Below are 19,905 nucleotides of genomic sequence, written 5' to 3' on the forward strand. Positions count from 1 at the left end.
TTCCGCCGGAGGCAATTCTTCTCGCGCCGCCTAGCGGACCGCCAGCGACCGCATCGCGACATCCAGATCATGCACCAATGTCCGCGCCAACGAGCGCATCACCACAATCTCAAATGCGTCCGCCCCCGTTCGCACGATCGTCACCGACATATGGCCCAACATCGTTTTCGCAACATGATCCTTCTTGAATTGCTGCAAACGCAGATCAACGGGGACAAGCCGCGCCAACACATCCTCAGTGACGGTGCCAGATATCTCCAAGATTGCCCAGGCATCGGTTTGATCCGTCACCGCAGCAAGACCCTCCAACATCACATCGCCGGCAACCATCCACGTGCCGTGTCCGAACCAGGTCACTGCACCCAACCGACGGTTTGGCCGGGCAAGCCCCGCTGACACTTGATCGTTTAGTCTGGTAGAAACGGCCTTCTCTTGCCCTGCAAATGGCGCAACAGACATCAGCTGCGGCGAGGCCACCTCAGTTATCGTGATCCCGGCGCGCGTAACTGGTAACAGGTCAGCGAAAGGCGTCAGGGCAATCAATTTAGCCACGGGCGCGTCCTCCGGTTGGGTCAAAGAAAACCGGATCGCAGACTATGACCTCTTCAGTGATATCGCGCAGATGGTCACGCAACTTGATCACGTCGCCATGTCGTGCACGCCCGTTTTCTACAAAGGCCAATGCAAGATATGTATCGAGCGTCGGCGAGTAGCACACAGAGGTTACATATCCCTGGCTATTCATCCGTGTTTCCGCAGCGTCCCGTTCAAACAGATGTGCGCCGGCGGTCAGGGTATGCTCGCTCCCCTTCGCCCGCAGCCCGACAAGCTGCTGACGCGTTTCGCCGCGCAGGCCCGGACGCGCTGCAGCCGCTTTCCCAACGCAGTCCTTCCTGGGGCTGACCATCCGCTCCATCCCGATATCAAATGCTGTCGTGCGGCCATGAATTTCTGCATGCGTGATAAATCCCTTTTCGATCCGCAGCACATTCAGTGCTTCCATCCCATAGGGTCCGCCGCCCATAACTTCGGCTTGTGCGACCAAGAGCCGGAACAGGCTTTCACCATAACGCGATAGCACCGCGATTTCATAGGCGTGCTCGCCAGAGAAAGAGATGCGGAATAGCCGCCCGCCAGTACCACCAATCTTGACTTCACCGCACGCCATAAACGGCCAGTTTTCGTCGGTAAGTTCGTTGTCCAAGACAGTATTCAGAAGCATACGCGCCTTTGGCCCGGCAACGGCAAACTGCGCCCATTGTTCTGTGACCGAGATGATTTTGGCGTCCAGATCGGGTCGCAAGACCTGCAGCACGAATTCCAAATGGCGCATCACCTGGCCCGCGGCGGCCGTGGTCGTTGTCATCACAAAATGCTGGTCACTCAGCCGCGCCGTGGTGCCATCATCCATGACGTGCCCATCTTCGCGCAGCATCAGCCCATAGCGCACGCGCCCGATCTTCAGCGTGGAGAAGGTATTTGTGTAGACAAAATCCAAAAGTGCTGCAGCATCCGGGCCTTGAATATCAATCTTACCAAGGGTCGAGACGTCACAAACACCGACCGCATTGCGCACATAACCCACTTCTCTGTCACAGGATTGCCGCCAGTGTGTTTCACCAGTTTGCGGAAAATAGCTTGGCCGATACCAAAGCCCCGCTTCAATCATTGGTGCGTCGCGCGCGACCGACGCTTTGTGCGACGTCGTAAACCGTTCCGGCGCAAAGCCTTTGCCCTGACTGCCTGCGCCCATCGCGGCAATTGACACCGGCACATAGGGTGGTCGGAATGTTGTTGTTCCCGTTTCGGGGATCCCGCGACCTGTCGCATCCGCCAAAACCGCCAAAGCCACGACATTCGACGACTTACCCTGATCTGGAGCCATGCCTTGCGTCGTGTACCGCTTCATATGTTCGACGGACCGAAAATTCTCTTGTGCGGCCAGCCTGATGTCTTTGACATGCACATCATTTTGAAAGTCGACCCACCTGCGCCCCTTGCCGGGAACCGACCAAAGTTGCGTGATGGTATAGGCAGCATCATCCGCCTCGGGAACACTCAGTTCCACGGTGAACCCCAAATCCTCTGCGACAACTGCTGCAACATCCGCGCCTTCCGTCAGGCAGGCCTGCGTGCTGAAGCTACCATTGCAGGCACCAGCAGTCAGCAGGTTTGGAACGCTATCTGGCGTCGGGACAAAGGACGCTATGTCATCACGCCATGTGGGGCGTCCATTCATATGGCAGGTCAAATGAACAGTGGGGTTCCATCCGCCAGACATCGCCAGACAATCCGTCAGGATCGTCCGCGTACCGCCATTATGGGTGATTGTGATGCGCTCCAACCCATGACGCCCTTTGGTCGCAATCACCTGAGCGCCAGAGTAGATTGGATAGTCACCGCCGGTCGGCGCATCATCGCGACTGTCAATTACAGCGGCGATTTTGATCCCGGCTTCTGACAAATCACGCGCGGTCCGATGCGCATCATCGTTATTGCAGAAAATGGAAACTGCTTTGCCCGGGGCGACACTCCACCGGTTCACATAAGCGCGCACGGCGCTGGCCATCATAATGCCGGGCCGGTCATTGTTGGGAAATGCGATCGGGCGCTCAAGCGCGCCTGCGCAAAGGATCGCGCGTTTCGCGACGATGCGCCAAAAACATTCTAACGGCTTACCTTCGGCGCGACCCCCGGCAAGGCGTTCCACTGCCCCATATGTTCCCTGATCATAGGCTCCGGTCACGGTGGTCCGCGTCATCCGACGGACGTTACCCATTTTATCAAGTTCTGCCAGCGTTGCGGCAACCCAAGCGGTGGCGGGTTGACTATCGATGAGCTCCTGCTCGCGCAGCAGTCGTCCCCCCATCGCCGTGTCTTCATCTGCCAAAATGACATCCGCGCCAGCGCGGCCTGCGGTCAGTGCAGCCATCAAACCTGCAGCTCCTGCACCAATCACCAGCACATCACAAAAGGCGAATGCCTTTTCATAGGTGTCCGGATTGGTCTCGCCGCTCAGCGCGCCCAGCCCAGCGGCACGCCGGATCACGGGTTCATAGAGTTTTTCCCAAAAACTCCGTGGCCACATAAACGTCTTGTAATAGAAACCCGCCGCCAGAAACGGTGACATGACATCGTTCACCGCCATCAGATCATAGCGAAGCGACGGCCACGCGTTCTGACTGGTTACCTCCAGTCCCTCGAATACCTCTAACGTGGTTGCACGTACATTCGGTTCCATCTGCGCACCGCGCCCGACAGTCACGAGCGCATTTTGCTCCTCAGATCCGGCGGACATCACGCCTCTTGGCCGGTGGTACTTGAACGAACGCGCAACCAGCTTGACCCCGTTGGCCAACAACGCCGCCGAGACGGGTTCACCCGGCACGCCCTTGATCCGCCTGCCATCAAAAGTGAAATCTACCGTGTGCTCTGGGGGCCTAAGTCTCATCTTTTCCCTTTTTCGGCCAGGGTCGCTTTGTGAACGGCGTGGGTCACCGTGTTACGCTCAATGACCAGCCATGCACCGCAGCCTGCCTCATGAAACCAAAGATCCCGCGTATCACCAGCAGGGTTGTCCCGGTTGTGCAAATAATCATCCCATACACTCAAACCGGCATCTTCACTGGGGCGATGCAGGGCGAGCGCGTCACCTTGATAGTAAAACTCGCGGCGGTCGCGTTCACCACAGTTAGGGCAAGTTATGCGCATGCCCTGCCCCCGCTACCTGACCAAAAATATTGAAATTCATGTGCATGCCTAATGTAAGTTATGTTGGGACCCGGTGCCCTCTTCGTCCATCAATCCAATCCCAGAACGGAAGCGGTCCAATCTGAATTTGGCTGCAGGTTCATGGTGATTTCCAGTCGCCATCAAATGCGCAAAACTGAAACCCGACCCGGGAACGGCTTTGAAACCGCCGTAACACCAGCCGCAATCGATAAAGAGTCCATCGGTCTGGGTCTTGTCGATGATCGGTGATCCGTCCGGGGTCATATCCATGATCCCGCCCCAAGAACGCAGCACCTTCGCCTTGCCGATCACGGGCATCAGGGTCATCGCCGCGTCCATCACATGCTCTTTCATCGGCAAATTGCCGCGTGCCGCATAAGAGGCATAAAAATCAATGTCGCCGCCAAACACCAAACCGCCCTTGTCAGACTGACTGATGTAGAAGTGCCCCATGCCAAAACTGACAACATGATCAATCAGTGGCTTAAGCCCTTCGGTCACAAAGGCTTGCAGAACATGGCTTTCGATGGGCAACCGCATTCCTGCCATCGCCGCAACTTGACCTGAACGGCCGGCAACAACAATCCCAACTTTCTTCGACCGGATTGCTCCGCGCGTGGTTTGAACGCCTTTGACGGCCCCACCTTCAATATCAATGCCCGTCACTTCGCAGTTTTGGATGATATCAACGCCACGTTGGTCTGCGCCACGTGCATATCCCCATGCCACCGCATCATGGCGCGCCGATCCGCCGCGCGGGTGATAAAGGCCGCCATAAATTGGGAACCGCACGTTATCGAAATCCAAATATGGCAGATGCTCTCGGACACCATCTTGATCCAGCAGGATCGCATCATCACCTTGATTTATCATTGCGTTACCGCGTCGGGCGAAAGCATCACGCTGGCCATCAGAATGAAACAGATTGATCAAACCACGCTGCGAATGCATCACGTTGTAGTTCAAATCCTGTTCCATGCCTTCCCACAGCTTCAACGAATGCGAATAGAACTCTGAGTTGCCGGGAAGAAAATAGTTCGCACGGACGATTGTTGTGTTGCGGCCGACGTTGCCACCGCCGATGTAGCCCTTTTCGAGAACGGCAATGTTTGTCAGGCCGTGTTCTTTGGCCAAGTAAAACGCGGTCGAGAGGCCGTGCCCCCCGCCGCCAATAATGATGGCGTCGTATTCTGACTTTGGCTCCGGATCGCGCCAAACCGGCTTCCAACCTTTTTGGCCTCGAAACCCCTCTTTGATCACGCGAAAGCCGGAATAACCCATGTCATATCCTTTGTGGTCCCAGCGGAGCCTAGCAAGCCAAAACTCCGGATGCATGTGCTCTTTTCGACAATCGGACGCCAGCGCGCGACTTTATGGAGGAACCGCCACCGGTGTGCACACCAGCAAGTTGCACAAAACGCTAACTGATTCGGCGAACCGGCGGGTATCCGCCGACGAACTTAAATGGGAGATGAACAAGCTGAATTTAAAGGCTTGTCGCAAATGCGTTTTGTTTCGTAATTTCAAACAGTAGGGGCAAAAAATCCACAATACGTCACGTAAACTGATGTAATTGGCCCTACCGTCTTTTCCCCGCCCAATTTTTGACACAGGATGCTGGTTGTTATGGTAACAATTCTGCTCATGGCGCCAGGAAGAGGTTGCCTGCTGCTTTTGTCATGCGATTGGGGACTTCACGATGCTGCACTCTAACGATCCGTTGAGCAAGCTTGATCTGCTCAAAACCTCACGAATTGCTTTCCTGAAACAATTCGGACGAGATGAGGAAGGCGGCATCATTATCATGACGATACTGCTGCTGATCGTGATGCTGGTACTTGGTGGCATGGCCGTTGACTTCATGCGTTTTGAATCGCGCCGCGCGCTTTTGCAAAGTGTGTCGGACCGTGCCGTTCTCTCGGCAGCAAGTCTTGACCAGAGCATTCCTGCTGACGAGGTTGTTGTCGACTTCTTCGAGAAATCAGGATTTGGCGACACGATCATCGGCACCCCAGATGTCACAAAAGAGCCGGGGCTTGGAGCAAGCCGTGTGTCGGTCAACTCTGAAATTGACGTAAATACCTTTTACCTGCGTTTGATTGGCATTGATCAACTTACGGCGCCTGCGCGCTCGGCGGCTGTTCAGGGCGCAGGCAATGTCGAAATCTCGCTGGTACTCGACATCTCCGGCTCAATGAATAACCAAGTTACAGCGCAAGTCGCTGTCATTGACCCGGTTACAGGTGAACCACAACGGGATGCCAACGGGAATGTGATGCGTGAATCCCAGCAGCGCACCAAGATGTCGCTTTTGCAGGACGCTGCTGAAGACTTCATTGATGAGCTTCTGGTGGATGACTATCGCGATCTCATTTCCATCAATCTCATCGCATACTCGCAGCAGGTTGCAATCGATGACGACCTTTATAAAGCGCTGAACATCACTCCTGACTCAATCAGTTCGCTTGGACAGATCGGCAGCTCCTACGCGGCGCAGGATGAGGACGGCAACTATTTCATTCCTGAAGACCCCACCGACCCAAATACGCCGGTTGGTATTGCCCTGGCTGACGGTGAGGAACAGTTTGTAAATCCGGCCCGATGCATCGACTTTGAAGCTGAAGACTTTGAACAAGCCGCATTCAACGTTTCAAAGCAGTATGAGCAAGTCGAGTTTTTTGAGCACTATAGTGACAACGACGAAGGTATCGACTTTCCTGTTTGCCCAATGGAAGAGTTCGAAAGTATCCTCTTAATGTCGCAAGATGCAGAAGAGCTGAAGCGGCGGATTAACCTGTTCCGGCCAACCAGCTTTACGTCGATCCACCTTGGGGTAAAGTGGGGTATCTCGCTCCTAGATCCCTCATTGCGCCCGACACTTTCCGCCATCACATCCATTGATCCTGCGTTCCGCGGTTCTCGTCCCGCTGAATATTCCAGCGATACATTGAAGTATATGATTGTGATGACAGATGGCGTGAACGTAGCAAGCCGTCGCATCGACAGGGACGTCGCATATGACACATATGAAGAGCGCGTCCGCTGGGCCGAGTATCCAATGGACTACTGGAGAAATAATATTGCCGAGAACCCCGTACCGTCGCGTGAAGAACTGACAAACAATCCGGGATCCCGCGCGCTCTTCGATACGTGGATGGAAACGCTCTGCGACTATGCCAACGACGTTGATAACGAACGACCCAATCAGCCACCGGTGACAATCTACACGATTGCCATGGGTGCAGGCGACGGCGCGGCACAGATTGCAAAATGTGCGTCAGACCCGCTGAAGGCTTTTGAAACTGACTTCATCCCTGATGCGGATGAACCTGGCATTGATGAAATCTTTGAAACGATTGCACAGCAGATCAAAGCATTGAGGCTGACCCAATAATGCTGACTTCAACTGATTTAAAATCCCTACTTCGCAGGTTTGCCGTCGATGATGAGGGCACTGCATCACTCGAATTTGTGATCGTGTTCCCGGTCTTCTTTGGCTTGTTCTTGATGACCTACGAAAGTGGAATGATATCGGCCCGGCATGTCATGCTGGAACGCGGTGTCGATTTTGCTGTTCGCGATGTTCGTGTCGGCTCAATGCCAGACCCAAGCCGTGAAGCTTTGCGGACCCGTATCTGCGAGGTTGCTGGAATTATTCCAGACTGCATGCGCCAGCTAGAGATCGAGCTTTTGCAACGCAATCCTTCGAATTGGGCTCCCATACCGCGTCAAGTAAGTTGCGTTGATCGCGGTGACCTAGACCGTGACCCTTTGACGATTGCACAAAGCGGTAACAACATGCTGATGATCTTGCGCGCATGTGTGCGGATCGACCCGTTCTTGCCAACATCCGGGTTGGGCAAAGCGATTGTAGAAAACAATAGTGGAAGCGCTGCTGGTGGATCCTATGCACTTGTATCGCAGGGCGCATTCGTCGTTGAACCGTTCCGCGCGGAAACAGATGGAGACGCGGGATGACACGACTGCCCACGCTCTTACGCAAGTTTAGTCGGGACGAAGAAGGATCGATGGCGATCGAGCTGGTACTCGTGACACCAATTCTGGTCTGGGCGCTGTTGTCGACGTACGTTTACTTCGATGCATATCGAGTCGAGGCAAACGTCAATCGCGCCTCGATCGTCATAGCGGAGATGTTTAGCCGGGAGGAAGTGATCACACCACAGTTCCTGAATGGCGCGCGCGAAGTGCTGCGGACGCTAACATTCGAAGAAGACGCGCCCGACTACCGCGTGACTGTTTATCGCTATAGATCCGGAGTTGATCGGTATGTTCGCGTTTGGTCGCGACATCGCGGTTTTGGGGGCCAGCTTTCAAATGCAGATGTGCGCAAACTTGGGGCAGATGACCGGCTGCCAAGGATGAACACCTTCGACCACAATATTCTTGTTGAGACACGCATTCAATATGATGCGCCATTCTCGTTGGGTCTTGGTCCATTCACCGCAACAAGTCTTCAAGACCTAACCTTCTCAACATTCACAGTCATCCGGCCACGTTCGAACAAGCTGTGCTTTGACTCAACACCGGCCGACGACGAACTTAGCGGGTGGACCTGCGGCCCGGGCTAGACCTGCGATTTGATCCGCATGGCAATCTGCTCAGCCATGAATTTCGACTGACCCGCGTTCGTCACCCCGCCAATACCCACACGGCGCCCAAAACGCCACCAAAGCCCCGGCAACCATGCGCGGGGCTTTTTGCTGTGCAGAACTAGCGTGAAACCGTTCGATGGCTTAAACGCAAATGCCCCCCTCTCAACGCTACGAACCTCATCAATACGTGCAAGTACGGTGCCCGCGCTATCGCGTACTTCTGTGTCAGTGAGTTCAATAAGCACCGTGGTTGCGCGGCGCAGTCGCTCTGCCTGCCACAGCATCATGATACCAAAACCCAACATAAAGATCATCCACGGCAGCGAGGGGGGATGCGACAGGGTAAAGTATATCAAAATGCCGCCTAGAATGAACTGCACACCATATGCAAAAATCCGACGCGGCGGCGAGGCTTGAACACGGGCATAGACACCGTTTTCATCAGGCTCAAACATGGTACTTTCTCCAACTCCGTTAACGCCTTACCGCAGAAGAAACCAAAAGCCTAGGCAATGACCGACCGCTTGACCATGTCCCAATAGATCGCGGTGATCGTTTCGGTTTCGAGACGCCCCCCTGCCCGATACCAATTGCCGATACCGGTCAGCATAGCAATCAACGCCATTGTGGTAACCCTTGTGTCAGAAACCAAAAAGGCACCTTCTGAAACGCCTGCGCGCAAAATGGCTTCTAGCGCATCTTCATACTGTCGGCGCATCCGTTCGATTGCCTCGAAATTTGGAGCTGAGAGGTTGCGCAACTCCATGTAGGAGACAAAAACCTGATCCGGCCGAGGAAGGTGGAATTGAATGTGAAAACGGGTAAAGCCTTCTAGGCGTTGGAGTGCCGTACCGCGCAGATCGGCGGCCTCTAGCGCATGTAGCAATTCCACCATGTGGCTTTGCATGAGGTCAAAAAGCAGCGTTTGTTTGTCCGGGGTGTAGTTATAGAGGGCACCCGCCTGCATACCCACTTCAGAAGCAATTTGCCGCATCGAAACAGCGGCAAACCCTTGTTGGGCAATCAGCCTTAGTGCGGCGTCACGAACCTTCGGGCCTGTGATATCAGAGTGAGAACCTTGTTTGCGTGCCATAGCGGCATTTAACTGAACGCTTGTTCATTTGGAAACCCCTGATCAGAGGTTGCTCCTGTACAGAAGTGACCGTTAGTGTGCCAATTATGCGAATGAACATGCTTTTTATATTCTTATTGGCCGCATGCGCTGACTTTCCCGCACTTGACGGAACCATCAGCGATGCCGCCCGGCAAGCCCCCTACCCGAACTTGACAGAGATCCCAGCAGAACCAGCAATTGGTGAGAATGCACAAGCCGCGATCCAAGCACGGATTGATGCGTTGCAAGCTCGCGCTGCACGGATCCGCGAACGCCAAATCGGCGCGTTGCAGTAGCCTCCAGCTTTCGCTAGACCCACCCTGACAACTCGCAACGATGGATGACCTTTGATGACAACACCTCTTCGCCTTGGAATTGCGGGTCTGGGCACCGTGGGTGTGGGCATCGTTCGGATCGTCCAGAAGCATAAGCTTTTGCTGGCAGAGCGCGCTGGCAGGCCCATTGAGATCGTAGCTGTGTCTGCCCGCTCCAAGACAAAAAACCGGGATGTCGATCTGTCCAACTATGCATGGGAAAACGACCCCGTAAATTTGGCGCAACGTGACGACATAGATGTTTTCGTCGAAGTGATGGGTGGCCACGAAGGCCCGGCAAAAGACGCAACCGAAGCTGCGATCGCATCTGGTAAAGATGTGGTAAGCGCCAACAAGGCCTTGCTCGCAATCCACGGGCAAGCCCTTGCACTCGCCGCAGAGACCGCGGGTCGGGTCATCCGCTTCGAAGCGGCCGTCGCGGGCGGCATACCAGTCGTCAAATCCCTGACCGAAGGACTGGCCGGCAATGAAATCAGTCGTGTGATGGGTGTCATGAATGGAAGCTGCAACTACATCCTGACCCGGATGGAGGATGCAGGGCTTAGCTATGAAGCCGTCTTTGACGAAGCCAATCAACTCGGCTTTCTGGAGGCAGATCCTGAATTAGACGTTGGTGGCATTGACGCCGGGCATAAACTTGCACTGCTGTCCTCGATCGCGTTTGGCACGCAGGTCGACTTTGATGCCGTCGAACTGGAAGGTATCGGCTCCGTCACTATTGAAGACATCAAACAAGCCGCTGACATGGGGTTTAAGATCAAACTGTTGGGTGTCGCGCAGATGACTGGTCGGGGACTCGAACAACGTATGTCGCCCTGCCTTGTGCCAGATAGCTCGCCACTTGGTCAGCTACAGGGCGGCACGAATATGGTCGTACTCGAAGGCGATTCTGTCAGCCAAATTGTGCTGCGTGGACCCGGTGCCGGCGAAGGGCCAACGGCAAGCGCAGTTTTGGGCGATGTTATGGATATTGCACGCGGCCTGCGGATCTCTACCTTTGGACAGCCAGCACACAGCTTGCGTAAGGCGCGCGCAGCCCGCGCCGCAGTGCCTGCGCCGTATTATCTGCGGATGCAATTGCTTGATAAGCCTGGTGCGCTCGCCAAAGTCGCGCATGCCTTGGGCGAAGTCGGCATATCAATTGACCGCATGCGCCAGTATGACCATCAAGACGCTGCTGCGCCGGTTTTGATCGTCACCCATAAGACAACCCGATCTGCGCTGGACGAAGCCCTGTCCAGTTTCGCAACAACAGGTGTTGTCACCGGTGACCCGGTCGCGATCAGGATTGAGGCCGTTTAGCGCAAACAGGCTTGTCCCGGGACCACGGACAGGCTTTAGGGATTTTAAGCAACAAAGGATTTACCATGCCTGCCGCAACTGACTTTAACGATCGCAACCTTTCACTGGGCCTTGCCCGTGTTTCTGAAGCTGCGGCAATTGCCTGCACACCCCTCATCGGGCGCGGTGACGAAAAGGCTGCGGATCAGGCAGCCGTGGACGCCATGCGCACCCAGCTGAACCGGCTTGATATCGCTGGTGTCGTCGTGATCGGCGAAGGAGAGCGTGACGAAGCGCCAATGCTGTTCATCGGTGAAGAGGTTGGAACCGGCACAGGCCCGGGCGTCGATATCGCGCTTGATCCGCTGGAAGGCACGACACTGACTGCCAAGGACATGCCCAATGCACTGGCAGTCATTGCCATGGGCCCACGCGGATCGATGCTACATGCCCCCGATGTCTACATGGATAAACTTGCTGTTGGGCCGGGTTTGCGCCCGGGTGTTGTCACGCTTGATATGTCACCATCAGAGCGTGTTTCGGCACTGGCTGCGGCCAAAGGCTGCTCGACCAACGACATTACAGTTTGCGTCCTCGAACGCCCACGCCACGAAGACATGATTGCAGAAATCCGCGGCACTGGTGCCGCTATCCGACTGATCACCGATGGTGATGTCGCTGGCGTCATGCATTGTGCAGAACCGGATTTGACTGGCATCGATATGTACATGGGATCAGGGGGAGCGCCCGAAGGCGTACTGGCCGCAGCCGCGCTGAAGTGCATGGGCGGGCAGATTTTTGGTCGCCTGATGTTTCGCAATGATGATGAACGTGGGCGCGCAAAAAAGGCAGGGATCACAAATTTTGACCGGGTGTATACCCGCGATGACATGGTGACGGGCGATGTGATCTTTGCTGCGACTGGCGTGACAGACGGATCATTGGTGCCGGGGATCAAGCGTGAGGTCGGCTTTGTGACCGCCGAGACGATCTTGATGCGTTCAAAGACGGGATCAGTGCGACGCATGATCTACCGTAACCCTGTCACATAGATTAAGCACGTCCGTCACTATTTTCGGCAACACACGAAGGTAGGCGTGGTCAAACGGGGCCACGCTGCATATTGTGACGCTTAATGACTGACACACCAGATAAACCCGCTTTCCTACATGTATCCGCCTCTGCGACGGGCCGCCGCTGGGTTGGACCCACCGCGGAAGAGGATCGCCTGTCAGAAGCAATGGCGCAGGAAACTGAGCTTGCACCGGCGCTATGCCGTATCTTGGTCCGGCGAGGCGTTCAAACGCAGGATGCAATGGCATTTCTGTCCCCGACCTTGCGTGATCTCTTGCCTGATCCTCAGGGCCTAAAAGATATGGACCGCGCAACGCAGCGCTTTCTGCACGCTGTCAAAACCAAACAGGGGATCGCCATCTTTGCGGATTATGATGTCGATGGCGGCAGCTCCGCCGCGCTCCTGATCACCTGGCTGCGCGACATAGGTTTGTCCGCAACACTCTATGTCCCTGACCGGATCGATGAGGGGTATGGACCAAATGATGACGCGATGGCGGGATTGGCGCAGGATCATGACCTGATTATCTGCGTTGATTGCGGCACGCTTTCACATGGTCCGATTGCTGCTGCGGTGGGTGCTGATGTCATCGTCCTCGATCACCACCTCGGGGGCGAAACGTTGCCGGACGCGGTAGCCGTGGTCAATCCAAACAGGCAGGATGAAACTGGCGAACTTGCACATCTTTGCGCAGCAGGCGTTGTTTTCTTGATGCTCGTCGATGCAAACCGACAATTGCGTGACAGTGGACAAAACGGGCCGGACCTGATGGCCATGCTTGATCTGGTGGGATTGGCGACCGTTGCCGACGTGGCCCCGTTAATTGGTGTCAACCGCGCATTTGTACGGCAAGGACTGAAGGTGATGGCGCGGCGAGAGCGCATCGGCCTTACCGCACTCGCAGATGTTGCAGGCCTCGACCAAGCGCCCACAAGCTATCATTTAGGGTTCTTGTTTGGACCACGGATCAATGCAGGTGGACGCATCGGCAAGGCAGACCTCGGTGCGCGGCTCTTGTCCACCATGGATCGCCACGAGGCAGAGGCGCTTGCGGCAAAGCTGGACACATTGAACACCGACCGGCGCGAGGTCGAAGCGCAGGTGCGCGATCTTGCATTAGAACAAGCGACATCGCGCGGGCTGGACCGGCCATTGGTTTGGGCGGCGGGTGAAGGCTGGCATCCGGGCGTTGTGGGTATTGTTGCGGCACGACTGAAAGAGGCAACCAATCGCCCCGCCATCGTTATCGGACTTGAGGGTGACGAAGGCAAAGGATCAGGGCGATCTGTGACTGGAATAGATCTTGGTGCGGCGATCCAACGGGCCGCCCATGACGGGCAGCTGATCAAGGGGGTGGTCACAAGATGGCTGCTGGCCTGACAGTTGCCCGCGACAAACTTGAAGAGGCAATGGACAGGCTCAGCGATCTACTGGCCAAGCAAGGGGCTGCAGATATTGGCCCTGCGGACCTGAGGATCAGCGGCATATTGATGCCCGGCGCCGCAACGCTTGATCTGGTGAAACAGATTGAAGATGCAGGACCCTTTGGTGCGGGGGCTCCTGCACCACGATTTGTTTTCCCGGATTGCCAAATCCAGTTCGCAAAGCAGGTAGGCGCCAACCATCTCAAAATCACTTTTGGCGATGGCTTAGGAGGGCGCATTGACGCGATTAGTTTCGGAGCGATGGACGGCCCACTTGGCCCGATGTTGATCGGCCACAACGGGGCGCGATTCCATCTGGCCGGACGGTTGGAAGTCAACACTTGGCAAGGACGACAATCGGTCCAATTGCGGTTGGAAGACGCGGCCCCGGCCCATTGAAGCCAAGGTGTAAAAAACGAAAAAACCCTCTTGCGCGCCGGTCACGGTTTCCCTAAAAGCGGCGCACCAAGTGTGGTCCCTTCGTCTATCGGTTAGGACGCCAGGTTTTCAACCTGGAAAGAGGGGTTCGATTCCCCTAGGGACTGCCATTGGTTTCTCCACAACATCAAATTGCTGTATTAGGCATTTACTGTGGCTCACCGTTGGCTAGGCTTGACTGGAACAACGACGACTGGAGAAACCGATGTCCCTGAAATACCTTCACACCATGGTCCGCGTGAAAGACCTTGAGAAGTCGATGGCCTTCTATGAACTGCTTGGACTGAAAGAGACCCGGCGACATGATAGTGAAGGTGGGCGGTTCAGTCTGATCTTTATGGCACCACCCGGACAAGAGGAATGCCCGGTCGAGCTGACGTACAATTGGGATGGAGACGACGATCTGCCAAGCGATAGCCGGCACTTTGGCCACCTCGCCTATAGCGTCCCGAATATCTATGAAACATGCCAGCACTTGATGGACAACGGCGTGACCATCAATCGTCCACCGCGGGACGGGCGTATGGCGTTCGTACGTTCACCCGACAACATCTCGGTTGAGCTTCTGCAAGAGGGCGACAGCCTGCCCGCAGCGGAACCCTGGGCAAGCATGGAAAATACCGGCCATTGGTAAGGGTCGGTATCCTTTCATGTCTTTGCATGGCAGCAGCCCCGGCAGAGGCCTGCCGCCTTGCTTTGGTTCTGGCGTTAGATATCTCCTCCTCGATCGACGCAGGTGAAGATCTCTTGCAGCGCAATGGTCTCGCATCCGCGCTCATCGCCCCGGAAGTACGCACCGCTTTCTTTTCCAGCCCTGAGCCCGTTGCTCTGCAGATTTTTGAATGGAGTGGACGCGGGCATCAAACAGATTTGCTGGAGTGGACATTGATCACCGCACCGTCAGACTTGTTGGACGTTGCGGATCAGTTGCGCGGCAGCATGCGCAGCGCCAGTGGACTCCCCACAGCTATGGGGCATGCCCTGGGCTACGCATCCCTCAAGCTGCAAAAAGCGCCCGGTTGCCTATTCCACACCATTGATGTGTCCGGTGATGGTGAAAACAACGAAGGCTTTGGTCCACGCGAGGTTTATGCGACGTTTCCGTTCGACGGCGTGATCGTGAACGGTTTGGTGATTGCCGAACCGTCGGGAACTGCACATGACTACTATGACACTGTCGTTGTTCGTGGACCCACTGCATTTGTCGAAGTTGCGGACGGATTTGAGAATTTTGAGACCGCTATGCGTCGCAAGCTCGTCAGGGAGCTAACAGCGCAGATTATTGGCCGCGTCGCCAACGGGGAAGATCTCGAACGGATGATCCGCCTCTGCCTCACTCTTTTGCTGCTCCCCGGTCTTGCAAATGCCGCTTGCCGCCAGGCACTTTCACTTGGGCTGGATGTTTCGAGTTCCGTTGATGACGCAGAGTACCAACTGCAACTGGATGGTGTCGTCGCTGCCCTGAACGCCCCCGTTGTGCAAGACATCCTCTTTCTGCAACCTGATGCGCCCATCCGCATTCACGTGTTTGAATGGAGCGGACCGGTCAATCAAACCATCATTGTGCCTTGGACAACGATCACAGGACCGGCCGATCTGGCATCTGTTACCGCAAGGCTGCAAGCGCATACCCGTGGCGTAGCGGCACCCAACACCGCGGTCGGCTCTGCCCTGCTTGCTGGTTTTGCCTATCTTGAAGAACATCCTGATTGTTGGGCGCGTACGCTTGATCTGTCAGGAGATGGCGAAACCAACACAGGCCCTGCCCCCCAAGATATCCCGGAAAATGCGACGCCCACCGGTGTCACAGTGAATGGACTGGTTGTTGGGTCAGGAAACTTTTTCGGTGACCAGGTCGGCCGACAAGCGCTTGATGATCTTGTGATCTATTATGAAGAAAACGTGGTCCGTGGGCCTTTGGCATTCGTTGAAGTGGCGAGAAACTACGATGACTACGCTGAAACGATGGAACGCAAACTTCTGAAAGAACTCTCTGCCCTTGCGGTAGGACGATTATATGCTCCAGATGGGTCGGACGGTTGATCCGCTTTATTCTGCCGTGTCTTGTCGTTCCAAACATACTGGATGCTGCTTGTCGTCAGGCGCTTGCGCTGGGCATGGATGTGTCTGGGTCCGTCGATGCGACCGAATACCGTTTGCAACTCGATGGGCTTGCACTCGCGCTGAACAGTGATGACGTCAAAGACGTCTTGTTTGTCCAACCTGACGCGCCAATTCAAATATTGGTTTACGAATGGAGCGGCCCAGGCGACCAGACGATCATTGTGCCTTGGACAGCCATACAAACCGCCAACGATCTCGCTCGGATATCAATGACACTGCACACCCACCCGCGTGAGGTGGCAGCCCCAACAACAGCAATCGGGTCCGCAATGCTCGCCGGTTTTACGTTTCTAGAGCAGCGGGCAGACTGTTGGAAGCGGACACTTGATTTGTCTGGTGATGGGCAGACCAATACTGGCCCAAGACCGCAAGACATCGGACCAGATCGCACACCGCCCGGTGTCGTCGTCAATGGTTTGGTGGTCGGTTCAGGAAACCTGCGCGGCGGAGATGAACGGTTTGCAGACATAAAGGAGTTATCTTCATACTACAGATCATATGTGATCAGAGGCTCTGACGCCTTTGTTGAAACTGCGCTTGGCTTTGAGGAATTTGCCGCAGCAATGGAGCGTAAGCTGCTACGCGAATTGGCAAGTATCGTCCTGGGGCAGTTGGATACGGAGCGTCGATAGCGCTTCACATGTTCCGCCCGTTCAATAGAAAATGGGTCGGCGCTCCAGCGCGCCGACCCATCAAACCCTTGCCCTCGTTAACCAGTCTCTTCCGATTATCTGACTGACTGAAGCGCGTCAGCATCAATATCCGGAAAAGGCCGATTTGCCGCATATGTCGCGCTAGTAGATGTAACGTATCTGCTCAGTCCAATAGCGTTCAACGCGGCGCAACGCTGTCGTGATGTCCTCAACGCCTTGGTGATCCAGCACGCCGCGATCCATCAACCCTTCAGAATGCGTGCGAAACAACCGTGTGACCAAAACATGCACACCGCGCCCCTTTTCGGTCAGCCGGACCCTGACGGAACGGCGGTCAATCTCACTGCGTTCATGATGCATATAGCCTGCCTCAACCAATTTCTTAAGGTTGTAGGACACGTTAGAGCCCTGATAATAACCGCGCGACTTTAGTTCACCTGCCGTAACTTCATTGTCGCCGACGTTGAAAAGCAAAAGCGCCTGCACAGGGTTGATTTCAAGCAGTCCAACACGCTCAAATTCATCTTTTATGACATCAAGCAAGAGACGATGCAGCCGTTCAACAAGTGTCAAAGCATCAAGGTAGGAATCCATGAATGCGGCACTTCGCGCCGCCGACCTGCCCGGCGCTTCACCTTCGCCCAAATCGGTATGAATGCTCATTGCTCTGTTGCTCCGTTATTCTGTTCGCCCAACGGGGATAAAACGAAACAAACAATATTCAGTTAAGCCGACAATTAGCGCTTAACTAAGGTCGGGTCACACCTTCGGCACCGCTGGCAATCCGCGTTATAATATCCAGATAGGCCTCTGGCGTGGGGATATTACCGCCAATCCAGCCATAGATATCATGGTCATTTTCAGACAGCAGCTGATCATAAAGCATCAGAGCCTCTTCCGAGAAACCTGCCAGGTTTGCCTGCGCAAAGGCAGACAAAATCAAATCCATTTCTTTGATCCCGCGCCGCATTGATCGCATATGCAGCCGCTTGATCATGGTTTCGCGCGTCTCAGTCATCTTAGTTCTTCAACGCAGTACGCAGGCGCTTTTCGAGGCGCCCCAACTTTTCGCCTGATTGCACGATCTGACCGCGCAACGCACGCATCTCCGCCAGCAGATCGACAAGATCGTCTGTCATGGGGCTTTCGTCATCAGGCGCATCGGGACCTTCGCCAACACCTGTCAAAAGCCATGTCATAGAGACGCCCAAGATGCCGGAAACCATCTGAAGCCGGTTCGCGCGGGGCTCTTTCAGGTCGTTTTCCCACCCAGCAATCACAGGTTGTTTAACGCCCAGTTTTGCCGCCAATCCTTTTTGATCGAAACCTGCCGCTTCACGCGCTCCGGCCAGTCGATCACCAAAAGTTGCCGTATCTTCGCCAAACCAGTCTTGGTCGTCTGCCATATCGCCATCCTTCGATGCTTGCCATGTGCTGTGTTTGCGTCCTATGTCACAGGCATTACCTTTTTACCATCGGATCTTCAGATGACATTTCTTTCTGCGACACTGGACCGCGTCAAACCGTCTCCGACAATTGCTGTCACCACCAAGGCCGCCGAACTCAAGGCTGCCGGGCGGGATGTGATTGGTCTTGGCGCCGGCGAACCCGACTTTGACACACCCCAGAACATCAAAGATGCCGCTGTTGCAGCGATTGCGGCTGGCAAGACCAAATACACCGCCGTTGATGGTATATCCGAGCTGAAAGAGGCGATTTGCGCCAAGTTCAAGCGAGATAATGATCTGGCATATGAACCTGCCCAAGTCACCGTTGGAACGGGCGGCAAGCAGGTACTTTACAACGCCTTCATGGCGACCCTGAATCCCGGTGACCAAGTAATCATCCCCGCCCCCTATTGGGTCAGCTACCCTGATATGGTCCTGCTGGCCGGTGGGACGCCCGTAACGGTGGAGGCAACGCTGGAGGCGAATTTCAAGATTACTGCAGCTCAGCTAGAGGCCGCGCTCACACCAAACACAAAATGGTTCTTGTTCAATTCCCCATCCAACCCGACCGGTGCGGGCTATAGCTGGTCTGAACTCAAAGAACTCACCGACGTCCTGCTGCGCCATCCGCATGTCTGGATCATGACGGATGATATGTATGAACATCTGGCCTACGGGAACTTCAAGTTCTGCACCCCTGCACAGGTCGAACCGCAACTCTATGACCGCACGCTGACAGTGAACGGCGTCTCCAAGGCCTATGCAATGACGGGTTGGCGGATTGGATATGCAGCTGGCCCGGAAGTTTTGATCAAGGCAATGCGTAAGGTGCAATCGCAATCAACATCGAACCCCTGCTCTGTCAGCCAGAATGCTGCGGTCGAGGCGCTCAACGGAACGCAGGACTTTCTTGCGCCCAACAACGTACTATTCGAACGCCGCCGCGATCTGGTTGTGTCCATGCTCAACAAAGCCCCCGGCATTGTGTGCCCGAAGCCAGAGGGCGCATTCTATGTCTATCCTTCCATCGCGGGCTGCATCGGCAAGACATCTGCCGCTGGTACTTTGATCGACAACGACGAAACTTTCGCAACCGCGCTTTTGGAAGAAACCGGCGTCGCGGTTGTCTTTGGTGCTGCTTTCGGTCTCAGCCCCAACTTTCGGGTCAGCTATGCGACAGCAGACGCAGCGCTGAAAGAAGCATGCCAGCGGATCATCACTTTCTGCGAAGGTTTGACATGACCGATTTGCCAGAACTCTATTTCCGCGTGCGCGACAATGGCGCAGTTGTCTTCCGTATCAACACCGAAAACCGGGAAAGGCGGATTGAGATGGCCCAGGTCGCCGTGGTGAATACCAACCGCGGTGACTTCAAAGCGCATGGTGAGGCGACACTGACCGCAGAGGAAGAAGATATCATCGAAAAATGGATGCAAGCGCGTCTTGATGTTCTGGCCGCGCGCGACATCGATGATATCCACCGAGCAATGGATCACCTCAACCTGACGGCACAATGGGCACAATCAAAAGCCAGCGATGCGCAGCTTGAACTCATCACAGACCAGCTCTTGATGGCGATGCATGATTTGCGCAGCGTTTTGGTTCGCAAAAAAGCGGACCGCCTGAATAAGTCAAGCTAGGGCAGAGCGCGGGAATTGCGCTCTGCCC

Annotated in this window: 20 protein-coding genes, 1 tRNA gene and 1 pseudogene; 13 read left to right on the top strand and 9 right to left on the bottom strand. The window is 55.2% G+C overall.

Annotated features, from left to right (window positions below):
- Nucleotides 1-30 precede the first annotated feature (30 nt).
- Genes ACZ1G5_RS02925 through ACZ1G5_RS02940 form a run of 4 tightly spaced genes read right to left on the bottom strand, consistent with a single transcriptional unit; the run spans nucleotide 31 to nucleotide 5,013 of the window.
- Nucleotides 31-552 carry a sarcosine oxidase subunit gamma gene (locus ACZ1G5_RS02925; protein WP_472731429.1) on the bottom strand — a complete coding sequence of 174 codons (522 nt, stop codon included), beginning with the start codon at nucleotides 550-552 and terminating at the stop codon, nucleotides 31-33.
- The gene (locus ACZ1G5_RS02930; protein WP_472731430.1) at nucleotides 545-3,451 is read right to left on the bottom strand and encodes a sarcosine oxidase subunit alpha family protein; all 2,907 of its coding nucleotides are present in this window, start codon (nucleotides 3,449-3,451) and stop codon (nucleotides 545-547) included. The genes ACZ1G5_RS02925 and ACZ1G5_RS02930 overlap by 8 nt, the downstream gene beginning before the upstream one ends.
- Nucleotides 3,448-3,711 carry a sarcosine oxidase subunit delta gene (locus ACZ1G5_RS02935; protein WP_472731431.1) on the bottom strand — a complete coding sequence of 88 codons (264 nt, stop codon included), beginning with the start codon at nucleotides 3,709-3,711 and terminating at the stop codon, nucleotides 3,448-3,450. Before ACZ1G5_RS02935 ends, ACZ1G5_RS02930 begins: the two co-directional genes overlap by 4 nt.
- A gap of 48 nt (nucleotides 3,712-3,759) precedes the next feature.
- Nucleotides 3,760-5,013: a sarcosine oxidase subunit beta family protein gene (locus ACZ1G5_RS02940; protein WP_472731432.1), complete on the bottom strand. Its 1,254-nt coding sequence runs from the start codon at nucleotides 5,011-5,013 to the stop codon at nucleotides 3,760-3,762.
- A gap of 418 nt (nucleotides 5,014-5,431) precedes the next feature.
- On the opposite strand from ACZ1G5_RS02940, the gene ACZ1G5_RS02945 reads away from it, so the two are divergent.
- Genes ACZ1G5_RS02945 through ACZ1G5_RS02955 form a run of 3 tightly spaced genes read left to right on the top strand, consistent with a single transcriptional unit; the run spans nucleotide 5,432 to nucleotide 8,321 of the window.
- Nucleotides 5,432-7,126 (top strand): pilus assembly protein TadG-related protein, encoded by a 1,695-nt coding sequence (locus tag ACZ1G5_RS02945; RefSeq protein ID WP_472731433.1) that lies wholly within the window; start codon nucleotides 5,432-5,434, stop codon nucleotides 7,124-7,126.
- Nucleotides 7,126-7,710, top strand: a complete 585-nt coding sequence (locus tag ACZ1G5_RS02950; protein WP_472731434.1) for a TadE/TadG family type IV pilus assembly protein — start codon at nucleotides 7,126-7,128, stop codon at nucleotides 7,708-7,710. The genes ACZ1G5_RS02945 and ACZ1G5_RS02950 overlap by 1 nt, the downstream gene beginning before the upstream one ends.
- The gene (locus ACZ1G5_RS02955; RefSeq protein WP_472731435.1) at nucleotides 7,707-8,321 is read left to right on the top strand and encodes a TadE/TadG family type IV pilus assembly protein; all 615 of its coding nucleotides are present in this window, start codon (nucleotides 7,707-7,709) and stop codon (nucleotides 8,319-8,321) included. Before ACZ1G5_RS02950 ends, ACZ1G5_RS02955 begins: the two co-directional genes overlap by 4 nt.
- Here the strand turns inward: ACZ1G5_RS02955 and ACZ1G5_RS02960 are convergent.
- Entirely contained in the window at nucleotides 8,318-8,800 is a 483-nt protein-coding gene (locus tag ACZ1G5_RS02960) for a hypothetical protein (RefSeq protein WP_472731436.1), read from the bottom strand. The genes ACZ1G5_RS02955 and ACZ1G5_RS02960 overlap by 4 nt on opposite strands.
- A 50-nt stretch (nucleotides 8,801-8,850) precedes the next feature.
- On the bottom strand, nucleotides 8,851-9,438 hold the full coding sequence (locus ACZ1G5_RS02965; RefSeq protein ID WP_472731437.1) for a TetR/AcrR family transcriptional regulator: 588 nt from the start codon (nucleotides 9,436-9,438) through the stop codon (nucleotides 8,851-8,853).
- Between the two features lie 98 nt (nucleotides 9,439-9,536).
- On the opposite strand from ACZ1G5_RS02965, the gene ACZ1G5_RS02970 reads away from it, so the two are divergent.
- The 8 genes and pseudogenes from ACZ1G5_RS02970 (at nucleotide 9,537) to ACZ1G5_RS03005 (ending at nucleotide 16,768) form a co-directional block, all read left to right on the top strand.
- The gene (locus ACZ1G5_RS02970) at nucleotides 9,537-9,755 is read left to right on the top strand and encodes a hypothetical protein (RefSeq protein ID WP_472731438.1); all 219 of its coding nucleotides are present in this window, start codon (nucleotides 9,537-9,539) and stop codon (nucleotides 9,753-9,755) included.
- A gap of 54 nt (nucleotides 9,756-9,809) precedes the next feature.
- Nucleotides 9,810-11,096, top strand: a complete 1,287-nt coding sequence (locus ACZ1G5_RS02975; RefSeq protein WP_472731439.1) for a homoserine dehydrogenase — start codon at nucleotides 9,810-9,812, stop codon at nucleotides 11,094-11,096.
- 65 nt (nucleotides 11,097-11,161) lie between these two features.
- Entirely contained in the window at nucleotides 11,162-12,127 is a 966-nt protein-coding gene (gene glpX, locus ACZ1G5_RS02980) for a class II fructose-bisphosphatase (protein ID WP_472731440.1), read from the top strand.
- 83 nt (nucleotides 12,128-12,210) lie between these two features.
- A pseudogene (gene recJ, locus ACZ1G5_RS02985) lies at nucleotides 12,211-13,973 on the top strand (single-stranded-DNA-specific exonuclease RecJ).
- A 74-nt stretch (nucleotides 13,974-14,047) separates the two neighbouring features.
- Nucleotides 14,048-14,122 (top strand) — tRNA-Glu (locus tag ACZ1G5_RS02990).
- 95 nt (nucleotides 14,123-14,217) lie between these two features.
- Complete coding sequence (locus tag ACZ1G5_RS02995; RefSeq protein ID WP_472731441.1) at nucleotides 14,218-14,646, top strand: VOC family protein; 429 nt, start codon at nucleotides 14,218-14,220, stop codon at nucleotides 14,644-14,646.
- 26 nt (nucleotides 14,647-14,672) lie between these two features.
- Nucleotides 14,673-16,055, top strand: a complete 1,383-nt coding sequence (locus tag ACZ1G5_RS03000) for a DUF1194 domain-containing protein (RefSeq protein ID WP_472731442.1) — start codon at nucleotides 14,673-14,675, stop codon at nucleotides 16,053-16,055.
- On the top strand, nucleotides 16,052-16,768 hold the full coding sequence (locus tag ACZ1G5_RS03005) for a DUF1194 domain-containing protein (RefSeq protein ID WP_472731443.1): 717 nt from the start codon (nucleotides 16,052-16,054) through the stop codon (nucleotides 16,766-16,768). The genes ACZ1G5_RS03000 and ACZ1G5_RS03005 overlap by 4 nt, the downstream gene beginning before the upstream one ends.
- Before the next feature lie 162 nt (nucleotides 16,769-16,930).
- On the opposite strand, the gene ACZ1G5_RS03010 is transcribed toward ACZ1G5_RS03005, so the two are convergent.
- The 3 genes from ACZ1G5_RS03010 to ACZ1G5_RS03020 form a co-directional block, all read right to left on the bottom strand.
- Nucleotides 16,931-17,383 (bottom strand): MarR family winged helix-turn-helix transcriptional regulator, encoded by a 453-nt coding sequence (locus ACZ1G5_RS03010; protein ID WP_472734262.1) that lies wholly within the window; start codon nucleotides 17,381-17,383, stop codon nucleotides 16,931-16,933.
- Between the two features lie 154 nt (nucleotides 17,384-17,537).
- The gene (locus ACZ1G5_RS03015; protein ID WP_472731444.1) at nucleotides 17,538-17,807 is read right to left on the bottom strand and encodes a succinate dehydrogenase assembly factor 2; all 270 of its coding nucleotides are present in this window, start codon (nucleotides 17,805-17,807) and stop codon (nucleotides 17,538-17,540) included.
- Between the two features lies 1 nt (nucleotide 17,808).
- Nucleotides 17,809-18,195: a helix-turn-helix domain-containing protein gene (locus ACZ1G5_RS03020; protein WP_472731445.1), complete on the bottom strand. Its 387-nt coding sequence runs from the start codon at nucleotides 18,193-18,195 to the stop codon at nucleotides 17,809-17,811.
- Nucleotides 18,196-18,276: 81 nt separating this feature from the next.
- Between ACZ1G5_RS03020 and ACZ1G5_RS03025 the strand changes: the two genes are divergently transcribed.
- Together ACZ1G5_RS03025 and ACZ1G5_RS03030 are read left to right on the top strand one after the other, a co-directional pair.
- A complete protein-coding gene (locus tag ACZ1G5_RS03025) occupies nucleotides 18,277-19,479 on the top strand; it encodes a pyridoxal phosphate-dependent aminotransferase (RefSeq protein ID WP_472731446.1) in 1,203 nt (400 codons plus the stop codon).
- Nucleotides 19,476-19,877 (top strand): hypothetical protein, encoded by a 402-nt coding sequence (locus ACZ1G5_RS03030; protein WP_472731447.1) that lies wholly within the window; start codon nucleotides 19,476-19,478, stop codon nucleotides 19,875-19,877. The genes ACZ1G5_RS03025 and ACZ1G5_RS03030 overlap by 4 nt, the downstream gene beginning before the upstream one ends.
- Nucleotides 19,878-19,905 lie beyond the last annotated feature (28 nt).

The organism is Yoonia sp. JB2-21 (assembly GCF_055693545.1).

What these genes read in the sequence shown, in the direction of transcription:
- ACZ1G5_RS02930 (WP_472731430.1), bottom strand. Translation starts at nt 3,451, where the DNA reads ATGAGACTTAGGCCCCCAGAGCACACGGTAGATTTCACTTTTGATGGC.
- ACZ1G5_RS02935 (WP_472731431.1), bottom strand. Translation starts at nt 3,711, where the DNA reads ATGCGCATAACTTGCCCTAACTGTGGTGAACGCGACCGCCGCGAGTTT.
- ACZ1G5_RS02940 (WP_472731432.1), bottom strand. Translation starts at nt 5,013, where the DNA reads ATGGGTTATTCCGGCTTTCGCGTGATCAAAGAGGGGTTTCGAGGCCAA.
- ACZ1G5_RS02945 (WP_472731433.1), top strand. Translation starts at nt 5,432, where the DNA reads ATGCTGCACTCTAACGATCCGTTGAGCAAGCTTGATCTGCTCAAAACC.
- ACZ1G5_RS02950 (WP_472731434.1), top strand. Translation starts at nt 7,126, where the DNA reads ATGCTGACTTCAACTGATTTAAAATCCCTACTTCGCAGGTTTGCCGTC.
- ACZ1G5_RS02955 (WP_472731435.1), top strand. Translation starts at nt 7,707, where the DNA reads ATGACACGACTGCCCACGCTCTTACGCAAGTTTAGTCGGGACGAAGAA.
- ACZ1G5_RS02960 (WP_472731436.1), bottom strand. Translation starts at nt 8,800, where the DNA reads ATGTTTGAGCCTGATGAAAACGGTGTCTATGCCCGTGTTCAAGCCTCG.
- ACZ1G5_RS02965 (WP_472731437.1), bottom strand. Translation starts at nt 9,438, where the DNA reads ATGGCACGCAAACAAGGTTCTCACTCTGATATCACAGGCCCGAAGGTT.
- ACZ1G5_RS02970 (WP_472731438.1), top strand. Translation starts at nt 9,537, where the DNA reads ATGCTTTTTATATTCTTATTGGCCGCATGCGCTGACTTTCCCGCACTT.
- ACZ1G5_RS02975 (WP_472731439.1), top strand. Translation starts at nt 9,810, where the DNA reads ATGACAACACCTCTTCGCCTTGGAATTGCGGGTCTGGGCACCGTGGGT.
- glpX (WP_472731440.1), top strand. Translation starts at nt 11,162, where the DNA reads ATGCCTGCCGCAACTGACTTTAACGATCGCAACCTTTCACTGGGCCTT.
- ACZ1G5_RS02995 (WP_472731441.1), top strand. Translation starts at nt 14,218, where the DNA reads ATGTCCCTGAAATACCTTCACACCATGGTCCGCGTGAAAGACCTTGAG.
- ACZ1G5_RS03000 (WP_472731442.1), top strand. Translation starts at nt 14,673, where the DNA reads ATGGCAGCAGCCCCGGCAGAGGCCTGCCGCCTTGCTTTGGTTCTGGCG.
- ACZ1G5_RS03010 (WP_472734262.1), bottom strand. Translation starts at nt 17,383, where the DNA reads ATGGATTCCTACCTTGATGCTTTGACACTTGTTGAACGGCTGCATCGT.
- ACZ1G5_RS03015 (WP_472731444.1), bottom strand. Translation starts at nt 17,807, where the DNA reads ATGACTGAGACGCGCGAAACCATGATCAAGCGGCTGCATATGCGATCA.
- ACZ1G5_RS03020 (WP_472731445.1), bottom strand. Translation starts at nt 18,195, where the DNA reads ATGGCAGACGACCAAGACTGGTTTGGCGAAGATACGGCAACTTTTGGT.
- ACZ1G5_RS03025 (WP_472731446.1), top strand. Translation starts at nt 18,277, where the DNA reads ATGACATTTCTTTCTGCGACACTGGACCGCGTCAAACCGTCTCCGACA.
- ACZ1G5_RS03030 (WP_472731447.1), top strand. Translation starts at nt 19,476, where the DNA reads ATGACCGATTTGCCAGAACTCTATTTCCGCGTGCGCGACAATGGCGCA.